We start from the raw sequence: 18,379 nt of genomic DNA on the forward strand, positions 1-18,379 counted from the left end.
TGAATGGGTAAGGGGGATAAGTACGCCAGTTTAGCAGAAGAGTTATTGGGGAAATTAGGCGGGGCTTCTAATGTTGCCGATGCTGCACATTGTATGACCAGACTCAGGGTACTGCCAATCGATCGTTCGAAAGTAAATATGGAAGATATAAAAAATATGGAAGGCGTTTTTGGCGTCATTGAAGAGGAAACGATACAAATCGTCCTCGGGCCAGGCGTGGTGAACAAGGTTCATACAGAATTTGAAAAGCTTCTGGAGGCATCTTCTGGCGATTTGAACTTAAAGGAAGTAGCCTCGAAGAATAAATCAGAGATTGATAGGAAAAACGCAAAACCGTTTAAACTTTTTTTACGCAGGATTGCAAGTATTTTCATCCCTTTAATTCCCGCCTTGGTGGCATCAGGTTTGATTACCGGTATTACAAAAGCAATCGTTCAAGCGGGCTGGCTTGCAGCAGAATCGCAATTAGCCATCATTTTAACCGTTATCGGATCGGGGCTGTTTGCCTACTTGGGGATTTTGGTTGGGACCAATGCAGCAAAAGAATACGGTGGATCGCCTGCACTTGGTGCATTAGCAGGTATCTTGGTCATAAACCCGGCCGTCGGCGACATTTCATTGTTCGGTGAAAATTTGCTCCCTGGCCGCGGTGGGTTGATAGGAGTCCTCTTTGCAGCTATTTTCATAGCCTTGGTGGAAAAACAGGTCAGGAAATTCATTCCTCAATCACTGGATATCATTTTGACGCCAACCATCGCTTTACTCATTACTGGGATTGTCACTTACATTGTATTTATGCCGGTAGGAGGGTTTTTATCGGATGCCATTACGACTGGGTTATTGAATGTTTTGGATTTCGGCGGTGTCGTAGCTGGATTCGTGCTTGGTGCGGCCTTCCTCCCTCTTGTCATTACTGGTTTACATCAAGGATTAACGCCTGTCCATCTGGAATTGATCAATTCGATTGGTGATGATCCACTGCTTCCCATTTTGGCGATGGGTGGAGCGGGCCAAGTTGGAGCGGCATTTGCCATCTATATGAAAACGAAGAAAGCAAGTTTGAAGCGAGCTATCGGAGGAGGCCTTCCTTCCGGGATGCTAGGTATTGGTGAACCCCTTATATTTGGAGTGACCCTGCCATTGGGCAGGCCTTTCTTAACTGCTTGTTTAGGAGCAGGAGTAGGTGGAGCATTCCAGGCTCAATTCGGAATCGCAACGTCGTCCATCGGTGTGTCCGGACTGCCGCTTACCTTTTTAGTTCATCCAAACCAAATCGGACTGTTTCTCGCTGGGTTGTTCATTTCCTATATAGCAGGATTTATTTTTACGTATTTGTTTGGATTCAAAGATGAAATGGCAGTTGAATTCAAGTGATCGGAATCTCTTTTTATCTACAAGACCCGCATGCAGAAACACAAATCATCCATGCTACTAACCTGGGAGTGAAGAGAGCATTTACCTCGCTTCATATTCCTGAAGAAAAGGGTGATCTCGTGAAGAGGATGATCACGCTTTTAAAGCTTTCAGAGGCCTATGGATTGGAAATCCATGCAGATGTCTCATTAAAAACGCTTGATCATTTGGGGATTAGCAAATTTACGGATTTATGGCCATTAGGTATTAAAGGTATTCGCCTTGATGATGGGTTTAATAAAGAAACGGTCATATCTTTATCTAAGGTGTTTTCACTCTCACTAAATGCAAGTACGTTGAGTGAAGAAGAACTTTTAGCCGTGCTTGGGGGCGGTGTGGAAACGGAAAGTCTGATAGCTTGGCACAACTTTTATCCAAGGCCTGAAACGGGCCTTGAGGAAGGGTTCTTTCATGAACAAAATCGAATGTTCAAGAAATACGGCATACCGATCTTTGCTTTCATCCCGGGTGCAGGAAGTAAACGCGGTCCTCTTCATGAGGGTCTTCCAACACTCGAAAAACACAGGTTGGTGAATCCTTACGCTGCCGGTATTGAGATGATTCAGCATGTGGAAGGAGTTTACGTTGGGGATCAAGGAACGGAGAATAATCTGCTTGAGAAACTAACCGCCTATAAAAATCTAAATATTCTAACTGTTAGAGTGGAATCCCGAATTTTGCAAAGCGGTCAGTATAAATTGAGGCCAGATGTTTCTCAAGATGTTTTCCGACTGCAGAATACCCGGGTCACAGCAAATGTTGAGCCAAGTAATACAGTCGCACGCAGCCTTGGGTCCATAACGATGGACAATGATGCTTACGGAAGATATCGGGGAGAGGTCCAAATTTGCAAGAGGGACCTAGGGGCAAATCACCGAGTTAATGTGATAGGTCGAGTTATAGAAGAAGATATTCCCTTGCTGTCCCTTCTAAAGCCTGGTCAAATGGTAAACCTTATAATTGAGTGACCAATTGAATCGATTATATAGGGGGGTAAATGGATATATTTCATAAAGGCTTGTTAAAAGAGGCGGCTGCTGGGTTTCCAATGCTGCCTTGATTTCTTTATAGGATCTATATAGTTCATTTCCATTCATTTTTACCCCTTCTTGAAAGTGGATATGGAATTGTTGCTAACGGAACTAAAAAGTATACAAGGGAGGAAGCCTAAATGATAAAAAGGATATGTGCCCCTGCTGGAATCGCATTATTCTTTGTTCTATCCATTTTGGGAGGGAATGCGACAGCAAAGGGATCAGAGAATGAAAAATCTGAATCTGATATACAGGAAATCGTAGAAAACATGACAATCGATGAAAAAGTCGGTCAAATGCTAATGCCGGATTTTCGTAATTGGCAAAAACAAGGAGAAGTGAAGGCGACCGGGTTTATTGAAATGAACTCAGAAGTTGAAAGCATCATCAAAAAATATCATCTGGGAGGTGTGATTCTGTTTGCTGAGAATGTAGTCGATACCGAACAAACGGTTCGGCTAACAGATGGTTTGCAGAAGGCAAGCCAGGACCTGCCGCTGTTCATAACGATCGATCAGGAAGGAGGTATCGTAACTCGCCTTCAAACTGGAACGAACCTTCCTGGTAATATGGCACTTGGTGCAGCCAGAAATGAGAGGTACGCTTTTCAATCTGGAGAAATCATTGGCAAGGAACTGTCGTCACTTGGCATAAATGTCAATTTCGGGCCGTCTGTCGATGTCAATAATAATCCCGGAAATCCTGTTATTGGCGTTCGTTCCTTCAGTTCTGATCCGGAACTTGTATCAAAGCTTGGCATTCAGATGATAAAAGGATTGCAAAATCAGAACATGATAGCGACGACCAAGCATTTCCCCGGCCATGGAGATACAGCAGTCGATAGTCATTATGGTCTCCCCCTTGTTTCTCATGATAAAGAACGTTTGCGTTCCATCGAGTTGGTTCCTTTCCAAAGGGCAATCGATGCTGGAGTTGATATGATGATGACAGCACACGTTCAATTTCCTGCATTCGATGACACTAAGTATATCAGTAAAAAAGACGGTCAAGAAATTATGGTTCCTGCAACGTTGTCACAAAAGGTCATCACGGGTCTATTACGTGAAGAAATGGGCTTTGACGGTGTTGTGGTTACAGATGCTTTGAATATGAATGCCATCGCGGACAACTTCGGACAGGAAGAAGCTGTGGTCCTTGCCCTGAAATCTGGCGTTGATATTGCACTGATGCCTGCTCAGGTTAATTCGCTTCAAATGGAAAAGAATTTAACCTCTGTATTCAATGCAGTGAAAGCAGCAGTGGAAAGTGGGGAAATTCCCCTAGGTCAAGTCAATCAATCTGTAACGAGGATACTTGAACTGAAAGTGAAGAAAGGGATATTAAACCCTGATGATGCTCCGATCGATAAAAAAATCGAAACCGCGCTTAAAGTGGTCGGAAATGAAGAGCATTTGAAAAAAGAAAGGAAAATAGCGGAAGATGCCATCACTCTATTGAAAAATGAAGACAAAACATTGCCTTTCAAACCCAAGAAAAATGATGAAGTTTTAATTCTTGCTCCTTTTGATGACCAAGTTGAGTCCATGTCCAGGAGCATCAGCGAATTAGCTGATAAAAAGAAAATCAAGAAAGTCCAAATAACGGGTATGAGTTTTTCAGGAAAGTCATTTTCAAATCAAGTGGCCAGACTCATTGATGAATCGGACTTTGTAATAACCGGTTCCTATATTGTCAAAAACGATCCGGCTGTCAATGACGGAGTGATAGATGATAGCATTCAAGATTCGTCGAAGTGGGCAACAGCCTTCCCTAGGGCGGTCATGAATCATGCTAAGAAGAAAGATAAAGAATTTGTTTTAATGAGTTTAAGAAACCCGTATGACGTTGCAAACTTTGAGGAAGCGAAAGCGGTTCTTGCTGTTTACGGATTCAAAGGGTATTCGAATGGGCGTTATAGACAGCCAAATATCCCGGCAGGCATCTCGACCATTTTTGGTGAATCAAAACCTAAAGGCACGTTGCCAGTCGATATACCATCAGTAACCAAGCCCGATCAAAGCCTTTATAAATTTGGATATGGATTAGATATTAAATCTGGAAGACCCATTAAAAAATAGGGAGGGAAGCAATTTGAAAAGAATGATAACCCTATTTATCATTTGCCTGTTGACTTTCGGCATCGTTTCTTCAAAAAGTGTAACCGCTGTTAAAGAGAAGAAAAAACAAAAGGTCAGTCCCGGTATTGAAGTTCTTTTAAAAGAAGAAAAGAACGTGTTAAGCGGAAAGAAAGTCGGATTGATTACGAATCCAACTGGGATCGATTCTAAATTAACCAGCATCGTCGATCTACTTAATGATGATCCGGATATTAATTTGACAGCGTTGTTTGGTCCTGAACATGGAGTGCGTGGAGATGCGCAAGCTGGTGCAAGCGTTGAATATTATATTGATGAAAAAACAGGGTTGCCCGTTTATAGCCTATATGGCAAAACGAAAAAACCGACGCCTGAAATGTTAAAGGATGTTGAGGTCCTTGTTTTTGATATCCAGGATGTCGGAACACGCTATTACACTTATATCTACACGATGGCTTATGCGATGGAAGCAGCCACAGAAAATGATATCCCATTTATCGTGCTGGACCGGCCCAACCCACAAGGCGGGGAGTCGGTAGAAGGGCCAGTACTTGAACCTGAATTCTCATCGTTTGTTGGTTTGTACCCAATACCTCTAAAGCATGGGATGACTGTTGGGGAACTCGCGACTTTGTTCAATAAGGAATTTAAAATTGGTGCAGATCTAAAGGTCATCAAAATGAAAGGCTGGAAGCGAGATATGGATTATGACGAAACTGGTCTCCCTTTTGTCTTGCCGTCACCGAATATGCCGACAGTTTCCACTACGTTCGTATATCCGGCTACAGGCTTGATCGAGGGAACGAATGTCTCGGAAGGCAGAGGAACGACTAAACCATTCGAGTTGATTGGTGCTCCTTATATAAACAGTGAAGAGCTTGCTGGGAAATTAAATGCATTAAGGTTACCTGGCGTAAAATTCAGGGCAGCCTCCTTTACACCTACATTTTCAAAACATGCAGGTAAACTTAGCCATGGAGTGGAAATTTATATAACGGATAGAGAGGAATTCAAAGCTGTCCCTACCGGACTTCACATAATCAAGACCATTCAGGATCTATATCCTGGAGATTTCGAATTCCTTGCAGCCAACAATTTCAATTTATTGATTGGCAATGGATGGGTAATGTCAAGAATTGAAGAAGGTTCATCAATAAATGAAATCATGAAAGAATATCAAGTAAAGCAGGATGCTTTTAAAAAGGTTCGCAAAAATTACTTGCTCTATAAATAAGTGAAAAAAGAAAAGTCCGGTTGGACTTTTCTTTTTTTGATGACCTTTCGAAGGAAGAGAAAATCGCTAAGACTTTATTCCTGAATAAAGCCAAATTTATAAATGAAATGCAGTTCTAAAATGGAAGGAACCGTTGTCTAATAGAATATGGGGTTTGCCCTAAATCAGTACTTGTCAGGAGGAAAGCGGGATGAAAAAATATCTTCAAAAAATTGGGCGTTCCTTGATGCTGCCTGTAGCCGTATTGCCGGCAGCCGCCATATTAATGGGGATCGGTTATTGGATAGACCCAGCAGGATGGGGAGCGGGAAGTCCGTTAGCGGCTTTCTTAATTAAAGCGGGTTCTTCGATCATTGATAATATGGCTATCTTATTTGCTGTTGGAGTGGCGTTGGGGATGTCGAAAGGGAAAGATGGAGCCGCAGCTTTGAGCGGTCTGGTAGCCTATCTAGTCGTAACGACATTGCTTTCCACGGACTCGGTAGCGATGCTGCAAGGAATTGATGCAAAAGATGTAAATCCAGCATTTGTGAAAATAGAAAATGCATTTGTCGGAATCCTCTCGGGCCTTATAGCCGCAGCAATGTATAATCGGTTCAGTAAGGTCGAGCTGCCGGATGCACTCGCTTTCTTTAGCGGTAAACGCCTTGTCCCGATCCTTACTGCGGTTGTCATGTTACTCGTTTCTCTTATATTATTCTTCGTATGGCCACTCATCTACTCCTGGTTAGTTATATTTGGGGAAGGAATAAGTGAATTAGGTGCAGCTGGAGCAGGACTCTATGGATTTTTCAATCGGCTTTTGATACCAACAGGTTTACATCATGCGTTAAACTCCGTATTCTGGTTCGATGTAATAGGACTTAACGATATCGGTAAATTCTGGGCTGGAACAGGAATAAAAGGAACCACGGGCATGTATCAAGCCGGATTCTTTCCCGTCATGATGTTCGGTTTACCGGCTGCTGCTCTTGCCATGTACCATTCAGCAAAATCACGGAAGAAAAAACAAGTGGCCTCATTAATGCTCGCAGCCGGTTTCGCTTCATTTTTCACAGGCGTTACTGAACCGTTGGAATTTGCTTTCATGTTTGTTGCACCAGCCCTATTTGTTGTGCATGCCTTATTAACAGGGATATCGTTAGCTATTGCTGCGACTTTCCAATGGACAGCAGGGTTCGGTTTTAGTGCTGGATTCATTGACTTTGTTTTAAGTTCAAGATTGCCATTGGCAAATGAACCTTATATGCTGCTTCTTCAAGGACTGGCTTTTGCTGTCATTTACTATTTCTTATTCCGATTCTTGATAAAAAGGTTCAATTTAATGACTCCAGGCAGAGAAGATGATACAGAAGATGAGCTTGACGGTGGAGGAGTGATTGCGGAAGCAGACAGCAGTCACGGCAGGAATGATGAGAGTAAATTCTTTGGAATGGCTTCCGCTATTTATGAAGGTTTAGGCGGAGACGCTAACGTAATATCTGTAGATAACTGCGTTACCCGATTAAGGGTTGAGGTGGAGAATATGGGAGCTGTCGATCAGAATAAAATCAAATCAGCAGGGGTTGCTGGAATCAATATCGTGGGTCCACAAAGCATTCAAGTAATCGTTGGGACACAAGTACAATTCATAGCTGATGAAATTGAAAAGATCCGGCGGCAATAGCTGATACACTAAAAGTCTACGATCAGGATTATATTTTCTGATCGTAGAGATTTTTATGATAAAGTACTGGTTTTAAACGCGCAAAAGATATATCTTTAGTAACTCTGCTCTTAAAATAGAATAAAACGAATCGATGTTCTATAATATATAAGGGTATTGAATGAAGGATTTGCCATGAAGCTTGGAGAACTATTAATGAAGCTCGTCCGCCAATCATTTGAATAATTAGGATATCAGCGGTAATGAAGGCTGTATACATACACGTCAATCTATAAAATACGATCATATAGTGTACCAAGTTTTGAGCAAGGGATATCTTTTGCATTTTTTAAAACTTTTAGAATGGGGAGGTTCCGGTCTTGTATAAACAAAAAACCAAAGAAACTGACAGTAGTGTCATTGAGTTCATTGAGAACGTCGATAATCCAAAAAAGCGTGAAGATGCATATGAATTGTTGGATGTTTTCACCACAACGACAGGTTATGAGGCAAAGATGTGGGGACCGAGCATCATTGGGTTCGGTATCTACCATTATAAATATGAATCAGGTCACGAAGGAGATGCCCCCCTGGTAGGCTTTTCCCCTCGAAAAGCAAAAATCAGTTTATATTTTTCTCCAGGGGATAAAAAAAGGGAAGAATTATTACAGGCATTTGGAAAACACACTTCCGGAAAAGGGTGTGTGTACATCAATAAAGTGGCAGATATCGATATTAATGTATTGAAAGAATTGATTAATCAGTCTGTCAAGTTTTTGAGAGATAAGTACCCGGACAATGAAATATAATAGAATGTATGATCAATTTATAATTGTTTAAGAGGAACAAGAAAGCGAGTGGGAACGAAAATGAGAAAAATTAAAGTGGGCATAGTTGGGTACGGATTGTCAGGAGCAACATTTCACGCTCCATTACTAAGTGTTTTAGGGGAGTTTCAAATCACGAAAGTTGTCAGCTCCAAGAAGGAAAAAGTCCAAAAAGATCTGAAAGATGTGGAAGTGGTAAGCAGCTTAGAGGAAATTCTTGAAGACGCGTCCATTGATTTGGCTGTTATTACGACACCGAGTGGTTTGCATTATGAAATGGCCAAGCAATGCTTGTTAGCCGGGAAGCATGTCATCCTTGAAAAGCCGATGGTGGTGGAAGCATGGGAGGCAGAGGAGCTAATTAAGATTGCCGAGGAAAAGAATCTGCTATTAAGTGTCTATCATAACCGGAGATGGGATAATGACTTTTTGACCGTGAAAAAACTTATGGATGATGGAGTGCTTGGGGAAATCAATACATACCAAGTCCATTATGATCGATACAGGCCTGTGGTCAGGGATAGATGGAGGGAAAAACCAGGCCCGGGATCAGGCATGCTTTATGATTTAGGATCACATCTCATCGATCAAGCACTGCATTTGTTTGGATTGCCGCAATTCGTTTGGGCAGATGTATTTTCCCAAAAAGAAAATGCAGAAACGGATGATTATTTCCATGTGATATTAGGATATGAAAAGCTGAGAGTCATCTTGCATTCAGGCTCCATCGTTCCGAATAATGGACCGCGGTATCAGGTGCATGGAAGTAAAGGATCATTTATAAAGTACGGTCTTGATTGCCAAGAGGCTGCCCTAAGTGAAGGGAAAAAACCGATGGATGACTCTTGGGGTGCAGATGATCCCGAATTCTATGGTAAGCTGGTTACGGTTGAAGGAGAAAATGAGATACATGAAACCATTGAAACACTGCATGGTTCTTATTTAACGTATTATCAGGCAGTTGCCGATAGTATATTGAGCGGGAAAAAAGCTCCAGTCACTGCCCAAGAAGGGTTATCGGTCATTAAAATCATTGATGCGGCTTTTGAAAGCAGTAAAGGTAAGAAAGCCATTTATATTAAATGAAATTCAATTTCCCCTTATAACAATATGAATTGTTAAGCGGCCTTATTTTCAGAAATAAGGCCGCTTTTTATTTTGGTCAAATGCATGATTTTCCGGTTTATTTTGTAAATCAAAACTCCTGAATTCGATTGTTCCGCAAGAATTAGAGCTGTTTCCGCATGAAATTGGAGTGAATACTCGAGAGATTGGGGTTTACTCGTGAATTCGTGCCATTTACTCGTGAATTTGGAGCAAATACTCGTGAAATTCATACATTTACTCGTGAATTATCCCCTTTTACTCGTGAATTCAAATGTTACACAAGAATTAGAGCTGTTTACGCACGAAATTGGAGTGAATACTCGAGAGATTGAAGTATTTGAACTGGTGGATATACTGTTTTGGAGGATTTAAATTGATAAAATCATAATGAAAACCCCCGAATGGCGGCTGCTACTCGGGGGGCGTTAAGGTATAAAACTTGAAATGCCTTTTTAGCTCTAGGATAATGCCTTTGCATGAAGAGATCGCTTTTGCCAAGCCATGGTAATCAGCAAAGTAATGAATAAGAGGATAAGGCCCAACATGAACGGATAGGTAATGTGGACATCATACATCATTCCGGCAAGAGTAGGTCCGAGCACATTTCCGATGCTCATATATGCATTATTCATACCCATTGCAAAGCCCTGCTCATTTCCTGCCATCTTGGAAATCAGTGTGTTAAGAACTGGACGTAAGATGGAGGTGGAAAGGAAGATGACCAGTGAAATTAAAAAGAAAATCAGGTAACTTGAAGCAAATAGTGATAGCAGGAAACCGATGGCTGCAACACTGATAAAGATATTCAGCACATTCACTTCCCCGAAACGGTGTACAATCCGGTCGACGACAAACAGCTGTACAATTACACTGACGATACCGGTGGCTGTAACCATGACGGCGATGTCCTTAGGGCTTGAATTGAATTGATTATCAAGATAAAGACCAATGACAGATTCATATGCCATTAAGCCAAAGCTCATTACTAGAGTAATGATGAGTGGGATGAAATAGGGCATTTTCACGGATAGGGCAATCTTCCGAACCATCGTTTCGGTTTTTGCATCCATGGGTTGAGTAACCTGTGCCGTTTCGCTTTCTTTTAAAACAAAAATTGAAAATACCACAGCTGATAGGGATACCAACGCAGAAATCAAAAAGGGAAACTTCAAGCCAAAGTCAGCTAAAAAACCTCCAATTCCTGGACCGACTACAATTCCCAGTGACATGGCGGCAGATACTAAACTATTTCCTTTAGCGCGTTGATCAAATGTGGTGATATCGGCTACATAAGCAAAAATTGCGGGTATAAGCAAAGCTGCCCCGATCCCGCCAATGATGCGTGAAGCATATAATAACCAAATGGAATTGACTGCATAAAAAATAAACATGGATAATGTCAAACCGACCAATCCATAAATAATCATTTTTCTGCGCCCAAATTGGTCAGTCCATTTTCCGGCAATTGGTGAAAAGATAAGTTGTGCACCTGCGAAAATGGCAATCATTAGGCCAGCGGCGGTTCCTCCTTGATTAATGGAGGCAAGGTATGCTGGTAAAATGGGAATGATGATACCGAAACTTCCTATTGCTATAAACATATTGATCATGAGGATAATGATCTTTTTGCGTTGTTCTGCTGACATGGACAGCCTCTCTCTCTCTTTAAAAATCAATAACCAATTTAATTCGCATGGTTAATTTTTTGATACGTTAATTATGTTATAGTTTTAGATAGATAGTGTCAATAAGAAAGGATTGTCAAACATGCATTCAAGTGAATTGTATAATTTACATCTAGAAATCAAGGAATTAAGCAGCCTCTCACAGGAATTGGTGGAACCGTTATTGGTTAAATATGATTTAACTTCTGTACAGTACCGCGCATTGCAATTAATTGTCTTGACTGAATCCATAGCAGTTAAAGATGTTTCGAATCATTTAAAAATCAAACCTGCAGCAGGAACTGCACTAATTGACCGGCTTGAACGGAAGAAGTTGATTGAGAGGGTACACAGTGAGGATGATCGGCGGTTCGTTTTTATCCAATCCACCGAAAGTGGAAGGAAAACCTATCATTCCATAAATAAGGGTTTTGCCCAAATCTTTCGTGACTTTTACGGAGTCCTAAATGAAGAGGAAACGCAACGGCTCAAACAAATCGTCGGTAAACTTACCGAACATGCATCTTCTTGCATAGAGAATAAAATATAGTCTTCCTGACGTGTATAGTTTCCATTATAATAGAAAGAAGAGGGACATAATATTTTCTAAAGCAGTGAATCCCACTGTTTTTAGGGAGTTAATTATCAGAATAATTAAAAAATTTTATCCAAGTCAGTCCCCTGAGTATAACGTTATTCAATGATTCTTAAGAAATCCATTAAAGAAGATATGACTTTTGGAAAATGAATATGTATAAAAAATGGTAAGAAATTTTTTTCTCAATAACTCATCATGACGAACCAGGCAGAGGAAGTGTGCTGTAAGCAGAGAATCTCAAAAGAAGGAGATGGTAAAATGTTTTCCCCATTAACCCCAATGGATTGGAAGCGCAGGGCCGTAAAATATTATCCTCATAAAGTGGCAGTCATCGATGAAGAGAAAGAGTTTACATACAAGGAATTCGGGCAGCGGACAGATCAACTTTCCAAAGCACTGTATTCTTCGGGAATTGAAAAAGGCGACCATATTGCAGTAATGTTGCCAAATACGCATTATATGTTGGAATGTTTTTATGGCATTTGTCAAATGGGAGCGGTTATGGTTCCTTTGAATTATAGACTTGCTGCAGAGGATTTGGAATATATCATCAAGCATAGCGATTCAAAAATGTTGATTGTCGATGAAGAGTTCACCGCTCCGATCGAAAAGATCATTACTAGACTTTCCTTGGAAAAAATCATTATCGTCCATGTTGAAGGACATGAAACCACTTTACCTGGAATAGACTATGAAAATTTCATTTTGCATGCAATTGATGAAGCACTGCCAGAGGTTACAATCGATGAAAATCAACTTTTGACTATAAATTATACGAGTGGAACGACTTCAAAACCAAAAGGGGTAATGTTAACCCATCGCGGGAATTACATGAACGCCGCTAATTTCATTTATCACCTTGGAGTGAATCATGACGATGTATACTTACATACCCTGCCAATGTTTCACGCTAATGGCTGGGGAGGTGTATGGTCGGTAACGGCTACTGGCGGGACTCATGTATGTTTAAGGAAAGTCGATCCCCCTCTTATCCTCCAATTATTCGCCCATCATAATATTACATTATTATGTGGGGCACCTACTGTCGTCAATATGCTAGTGAATGATCCTAAAGCAAAAGAAACAAATATCAAAGTGCGCCCAAGGATGGCAACAGCAGGTGCACCTCCCGCAGCAGCGCTTATACAAAAGGCACAAGAAATCCTTGGCTTGAATATGATTCACGTATATGGATTAACAGAAACTTCCCCTTTCATCCTTTATAACGAGTGGAAGAATGAGTTTGAAGCTAAATCGGCGGACGAACAGGCAATAATAAAGGCAAGACAAGGAATTGAATTGGTTTTCAATGGGGAAACGATGGTAGTCAATCAAGATGGGAAAGAAGTCGCTTGGGATGGAAAAGAACTGGGGGAAATCATTACTCGCGGCAATGTTGTAATGGAAGGATATTATAAGGATCCGGAAAAGACGGCCGAAGCAATTAGGGATGGCTGGTTTCATACAGGAGATCTGGCAGTGACCTATCCTGATGGATATATTGAAATACAGGACAGGGCTAAGGATTTAATCATTTCCGGGGGAGAAAATATTTCTTCAACAGAGGTGGAAGGGGTATTGTATAAACATCCAGATGTTTTGGAGGCGGCGGTCATTGCCATCCCAGACGAAAAGTGGGGAGAAACGCCCAAGGCAATCATTGTGCTGCACCCCAATGCGGAAGTGACGGAAAATGAGATCATAACCTTTTGCCGCTCTAAAATGGCTCACTTTAAAGCACCCACAACAGTTGAATTCGTAGAGTCTTTACCGAAAACGGCAACAGGTAAGCTACAAAAATACCGTTTGAGGGAAATCCATTGGAAAGGAACGAAAAAGGTAAATTAAAGGCTTTCATTATAGGAACGGGACAATAGTAAAGGGTGTCATAATAAATTGATACAAAATTAAGTACGGCAAATAACAAGACCAAGAATGCTTTTAAAATAGCATTCTTGGTCTTTATTATTTTGGAAAGCACCATTTCCTCCGTATTACGTGGGAACCAGGTAGAGTAATTAACGAAGGCTTCCCAATGTAAGGTTTGACTTAGTGCAATAAGTATCCGTTATTTTAGGGTAAACTTGTTTTTTACCATTAGCATCGACTGATAGATGATAGGCGTGTTTTACCGGAAAAATAAACTGCCATTAAACTATAGGACTGCAAGCAAGTGTGATGCCAGTGCAGTATATGGGGAGTCAAATATGTAAACTAAGGAAAAAATTTTAAAACAGGTTAAAAGCATTATTTCTGGATAATTAGAGTAGAGGCTTACATCAATCGTTATTTTTTTAGGCTCTTTTCGTAATGATTGTTGTTTTTAAAACGAAACGATTTAAGGTTGATTGGAGCGCAAGTGCGAGACTCCTGCGGGAGCAGCGGGACAGGTGAGACCCCACAGGTGTTTACGCCGAGGAGGCTCACCGCCCGCCCCGCGGAAAGCGAGCATCTGGAGGGGAAATCAACCACACCGCTTTACTTGGTAAATAGCAACAAAGTATGCGAAAACAGCCTTTTTTTAACAATTCGTAAAGAATAGCACGGTAAATTTTAAAAAAACGAAATGAGATCACACTATAAGGAAGAAACTAATGAGCACATAGAAAAATAAGTGATAATCCATTAAAAATTCTGTAAATTTAAATCAAACATTATAACGTTATATTGATTAGTTCGACAAAATATGATAATCTATTTTTGTAAAGAGAAATGAAATGAATTCTTACACAATTCAGTGTAACCGTATACAAAGTACTTGCAATCGATAGGATGTACCGAAAAGGATGAGGGAAATGACAGATACGTTAGTTCTGAAGAATGTAAAGATGTTAGAGGGAAATGCAGCGGATATCATACTGGAAAATGGAATGATTAAAGAAATCGCACTTCCCGGAACTGCAACAGGGGATAAGATAATAGATTATGATCAAAAAGTTTTTGTTTCCAGCGGGTGGATTGATATGCATGTACATGCTTTCCCGGAATTCGATCCTTATGGTGATGAGGTTGATGAGATTGGATATAAAACTGGTGTAACAACGGTCATTGATGCGGGAAGCACGGGGGCAGATAGGATAGCTGATCTCGTTAACAGCTGTGAAAATTCCAAAACGAATGTTTTCGCCTTTCTGAATATTTCACGGATTGGCTTGAAAAGGATTGATGAGTTATCGGATATTTCATGGCTGGACGAAGAGGAATTAAGGAAGGCAATTTCCAAGTACGGGGATTTTGTCGTTGGGCTTAAAGCGAGAATAAGTAAAAGCGTGGTTGGCCCAAATGGTGTCGAGCCATTAAAAATCGCTAGGAAGTTCTCGGCTGAAAGTGGTTTGCCATTAATGGTCCATATCGGTTCAGGGCCGCCTGATATTAAAGAAGTCCTTGAATTACTTGAGGAAAAGGACATTATTACACATTTTTTAAATGGTAAAGCGAATAATTTATTTGATGAAAGAGAAGAGCCGCTTCCTGAGTTAAGTAAGGCAATTGAACGTGGTGTCCATTTGGATGTAGGTCATGGAACGGCAAGCTTTTCATTTAAAACTGCAGAAATGGCGAAAAAGCGGGGAATACGCTTTAATACGATCAGTACGGATATATATCGGAAAAACAGAGAGAATGGGCCAGTTTTTAATATGGCTAATGTGCTTACAAAATTTTTGTATCTGGGTTATCCATTAAAGGAAGTAATAGGTGCCGTTACGATCAATGCAGCAGCTTGGTTGCATAAACCCGAGCTTGGCAGGATTTCAGCAGGGGATACTGCGAACTTGACCTTATTCTCGATCAAGAATGAGCCGACCCTTTTAATCGATTCCGAAGGAGAAAAAAGGATGGCAGAAAAAAGAGTTGTCGTAAAAGGAGTGGTTATAAATGGAGAATTCATTGAATGCTAAATACGGTTTGAAAAGAGTCATAAATGCAAGCGGAAGAATGAGCATACTGGGGGTTTCTGCCCCAACTGACACAGTGATGGACGTGATGAAAAAAGGTGGGCAAAATTATGTTGAGATTTCTGATTTAGTCGATAAGTCAGGCCAGCATATAGCGAATTTGCTTCATTCCGAAGCAGCTGTCGTCGTAAACTCAGCATCGAGTGGAATTGTGCTTTCCGTAGCTGCGATCGTTACAGAAGGAAATAGAAGGAAAAGCGAAAGGCTTCATCAAGATCTCATACAAAAAAATGAAATCATCATGCTTAAAGGCCATAACGTTCAGTATGGTGCACCGGTTGAAACCATGATTTACCTAGGTGGCGGAAAATTGGTTGAAGTTGGGTATGCAAACGAAGGGAAGGCAGAACATATTGCGGATGCCATAAATGAAAATACTTCTGCCATTTTATACGTGAAATCGCATCATGCCGTTCAGAAAAATATGATATCGGTCGAAGAAGCATGGGAAGTGGCCAAAACGAATAATATCCCTCTGATTGTCGATGCAGCAGCGGAGGAGGATTTGGGAAAATATGTTCAATTCTCCGACTTGGCCATTTATAGTGGATCAAAAGCCATTGAAGGACCCACATCCGGTATCGTTGCTGGCAGAAAAAAATATATCGAATGGGTAAAGGTTCAATTGCACTGTATCGGAAGGAGCATGAAGGTTGGAAAGGAAACCACCTTTGGGCTGCTTCAGGCATTGGATGAGTATTTCGACAAGACGGATAATAGCGAAAAAGAAAAAGCTAGTTTACAAGTTCTCACATCACTTGAATCCATTGAGGGGGTAAAAGTAACGATAGTTCAGGATGAAGCCGGCCGTGCCATATATAGAGCACGTATTTCCATTGATCCTTTAATAACGGAAACAACGGCGAAGGAAGTGAACGAGCAGCTCAGAAATGGGGATATCGCCATTTACACACGTGATTATGGGATACGGCAGGGCTTTTTCGATATAGATCCGCGTCCATTGCAAGGTGATGATATACATGTCATTGAAGCACAATTAAGCACCATATTAGGAGGAAAACAAGGATGACAAACATAAACAAACGGTTATTGAATGATCGTGTAGCCTTAAATGTACTTGCAAATAGTGTAGAAAATGCAGTGGAAGTCTTTGAAGCAGCGGAAGGCCATGTATTGGTTGGTGTACTCTCAAAGGATTATCCAACTGTGGAAGATGGTGTTACAGCAATGAAAGAATATGGGAAAGCCATTGATGAGGCCGTCTCAATAGGATTGGGCGCGGGCGATAATAGACAGGCAGCGGTTGTCGCAGAAATAGCAAAATACTATCCAGGCAGTCATATTAACCAGGTTTTTCCTGCTGTTGGTGCTACGAGGGCCAATTTAGGCGATAAGGACAGTTGGATAAATTCACTTGTTTCTCCAACTGGGAAAGTGGGTTATGTGAATATCTCCACTGGTCCAGAAAGTGCAGGTGCAAGTGAAACTGCCATTGTGCCTATCAAAGCCGCCATTGCGCTGGTTCGCGATATGGGAGGAAATGCTCTGAAATACTTCCCGATGAAAGGCCTGAAGCATGAAGATGAATATCGTGCTGTGGCAAAAGCTTGTGGTGAAGAGGGATTTGCATTGGAACCAACAGGTGGAATCGATTTAAATAATTTCGAGACTATACTAGAAATCGCGTTAGAAGCAAAAGTGCCTAAAGTCATTCCCCACGTATATTCTTCCATCATCGATGAAGAGACTGGAAAAACGAATGGGGAGGATGTACGGAAATTATTGGCCATAACAAAAAAATTGGTTGAAAAATATGCCTAAAAGGATTGTGGCATTCGGGGAAGTAATGATGCGTTTGCAGGTACCGGGGCATGAATTGCTATCACAGGCCAACACTCTGCAATACTCCTTTTCAGGCACGGGGGTAAACGTTGCTTCTGCGATGACAAAGCTCGGACATGATGGGTATCTTGTGACAAAGTTACCGGATAATCCCCTTGGGGATTCCGCGATTTCATCTTTGCAGCGCTTAGGAATCGGAAGGAACTTCATCTCTAGAGGCGGCAAATACTTGGGGATGTACTTTTTGGAAAATGGTTTTGGACAGCGGGCGAGCCGTGTCACATATTCCAATCGACTGGAAAGCAGTTTTAATACAGCCTCCTTATCCGATTATGACATGGATATGATTTCGGAAAGTACGGATATCATCCATTTTTGCGGAATCACGCTTGCAATGGCGGAAAATGTACGGGAAAGTATGAAGGTGCTGGCTAGAAAAGTTAAAGAAAAAGGCGGTACAGTCTGTTTCGATTGCAACTACCGCCCCTCTTTATGGGAGGGAGGTTATGCTGACGCAAAGCCTCATTATGAAGAAATGCTTGCTTTGGCTGATATCGTCATGATGAATGAGAAAGACGCCCTATATATTTTAGGAATGAAGTCTGAAGGTTCCACAAGGGAAGAACAGCTAATCGAGTTGATCCCTGAGGTGGCAAAGAAATTCAATATTCAGTCGATAGCAGGGACACACCGTTCAATCAACAGTGATAATAGCCATACATTGAGGGGGTATATATACAAGGAAGAAACATTTTACTTTTCCGATATCCTATCATTTTCCGTATATGATAGAATAGGTTCAGGCGATGCTTACACCAGCGGAATCTTACATGGCGAATTACGAGGGTATTCCCCTGAAAGGACAGTTCGGTTTGCGGCTGTTTCAGGAATGCTGGCATGTACTGTCGTTGGGGATACTCCTTTGGCAACCGAAAAGGAGATAATCTCGGCAATGGAAGGTAAAATGGAAGATATTAAGAGATAAAAGGCAGGAGATTAGGA

14 protein-coding genes are annotated in these 18,379 nt (G+C 41.3%); 13 read left to right on the forward strand and 1 reads right to left on the reverse strand.

Going from position 1 to position 18,379, the window contains the following annotated elements; genetic code table 11:
- The first annotated feature begins 3 nt into the window (after positions 1 to 3).
- The 7 genes from QNH43_RS12550 to QNH43_RS12580 all read left to right on the forward strand — a co-directional run bounded on the left by QNH43_RS12550 (position 4) and on the right by QNH43_RS12580 (position 9,335).
- Positions 4 to 1,374 (forward strand): PTS transporter subunit EIIC, encoded by a 1,371-nt coding sequence (locus tag QNH43_RS12550; protein ID WP_283918085.1) that lies wholly within the window; start codon positions 4 to 6, stop codon positions 1,372 to 1,374.
- Positions 1,371 to 2,381: a MupG family TIM beta-alpha barrel fold protein gene (locus QNH43_RS12555; protein WP_283918086.1), complete on the forward strand. Its 1,011-nt coding sequence runs from the start codon at positions 1,371 to 1,373 to the stop codon at positions 2,379 to 2,381. The genes QNH43_RS12550 and QNH43_RS12555 overlap by 4 nt, the downstream gene beginning before the upstream one ends.
- A 203-nt stretch (positions 2,382 to 2,584) precedes the next feature.
- Complete coding sequence (locus QNH43_RS12560) at positions 2,585 to 4,525, forward strand: glycoside hydrolase family 3 protein (protein ID WP_283918087.1); 1,941 nt, start codon at positions 2,585 to 2,587, stop codon at positions 4,523 to 4,525.
- A 13-nt stretch (positions 4,526 to 4,538) separates the two neighbouring features.
- Positions 4,539 to 5,777, forward strand: coding sequence for an exo-beta-N-acetylmuramidase NamZ family protein (locus QNH43_RS12565; protein WP_283918088.1), 1,239 nt, complete (start codon positions 4,539 to 4,541; stop codon positions 5,775 to 5,777).
- Positions 5,778 to 5,967: 190 nt separating this feature from the next.
- Entirely contained in the window at positions 5,968 to 7,443 is a 1,476-nt protein-coding gene (gene nagE, locus QNH43_RS12570) for an N-acetylglucosamine-specific PTS transporter subunit IIBC (RefSeq protein WP_283918089.1), read from the forward strand.
- Positions 7,444 to 7,802: 359 nt separating this feature from the next.
- Entirely contained in the window at positions 7,803 to 8,231 is a 429-nt protein-coding gene (locus QNH43_RS12575; RefSeq protein ID WP_283918090.1) for a DUF1801 domain-containing protein, read from the forward strand.
- Between the two features lie 60 nt (positions 8,232 to 8,291).
- On the forward strand, positions 8,292 to 9,335 hold the full coding sequence (locus QNH43_RS12580; protein WP_283918091.1) for an oxidoreductase: 1,044 nt from the start codon (positions 8,292 to 8,294) through the stop codon (positions 9,333 to 9,335).
- Between the two features lie 479 nt (positions 9,336 to 9,814).
- Here the strand turns inward: QNH43_RS12580 and QNH43_RS12585 are convergent, their stop codons facing one another.
- Entirely contained in the window at positions 9,815 to 11,002 is a 1,188-nt protein-coding gene (locus QNH43_RS12585; RefSeq protein ID WP_076371358.1) for an MFS transporter, read from the reverse strand.
- A 121-nt stretch (positions 11,003 to 11,123) separates the two neighbouring features.
- Between QNH43_RS12585 and QNH43_RS12590 the strand changes: the two genes are divergently transcribed.
- From QNH43_RS12590 to QNH43_RS12615, 6 genes are all read left to right on the forward strand, one after another.
- A complete protein-coding gene (locus QNH43_RS12590) occupies positions 11,124 to 11,570 on the forward strand; it encodes a MarR family winged helix-turn-helix transcriptional regulator (RefSeq protein ID WP_283918092.1) in 447 nt (148 codons plus the stop codon).
- 306 nt (positions 11,571 to 11,876) lie between these two features.
- Complete coding sequence (locus QNH43_RS12595; RefSeq protein WP_283918093.1) at positions 11,877 to 13,466, forward strand: long-chain-fatty-acid--CoA ligase; 1,590 nt, start codon at positions 11,877 to 11,879, stop codon at positions 13,464 to 13,466.
- Between the two features lie 947 nt (positions 13,467 to 14,413).
- Positions 14,414 to 15,517 (forward strand): amidohydrolase/deacetylase family metallohydrolase, encoded by a 1,104-nt coding sequence (locus tag QNH43_RS12600; protein ID WP_283918094.1) that lies wholly within the window; start codon positions 14,414 to 14,416, stop codon positions 15,515 to 15,517.
- Positions 15,495 to 16,604 carry a DgaE family pyridoxal phosphate-dependent ammonia lyase gene (locus QNH43_RS12605; protein WP_283918095.1) on the forward strand — a complete coding sequence of 370 codons (1,110 nt, stop codon included), beginning with the start codon at positions 15,495 to 15,497 and terminating at the stop codon, positions 16,602 to 16,604. The genes QNH43_RS12600 and QNH43_RS12605 overlap by 23 nt, the downstream gene beginning before the upstream one ends.
- On the forward strand, positions 16,601 to 17,356 hold the full coding sequence (gene dagF, locus QNH43_RS12610; RefSeq protein ID WP_283918096.1) for a 2-dehydro-3-deoxy-phosphogluconate aldolase: 756 nt from the start codon (positions 16,601 to 16,603) through the stop codon (positions 17,354 to 17,356). Before QNH43_RS12605 ends, dagF begins: the two co-directional genes overlap by 4 nt.
- Positions 17,349 to 18,362: a sugar kinase gene (locus QNH43_RS12615; RefSeq protein WP_283918097.1), complete on the forward strand. Its 1,014-nt coding sequence runs from the start codon at positions 17,349 to 17,351 to the stop codon at positions 18,360 to 18,362. The genes dagF and QNH43_RS12615 overlap by 8 nt, the downstream gene beginning before the upstream one ends.
- Positions 18,363 to 18,379: the final 17 nt, after the last annotated feature.

The organism is Peribacillus simplex, from assembly GCF_030123325.1.
Taxonomy (GTDB): Bacteria; Bacillota; Bacilli; order Bacillales; family DSM-1321; genus Peribacillus; species Peribacillus simplex_D.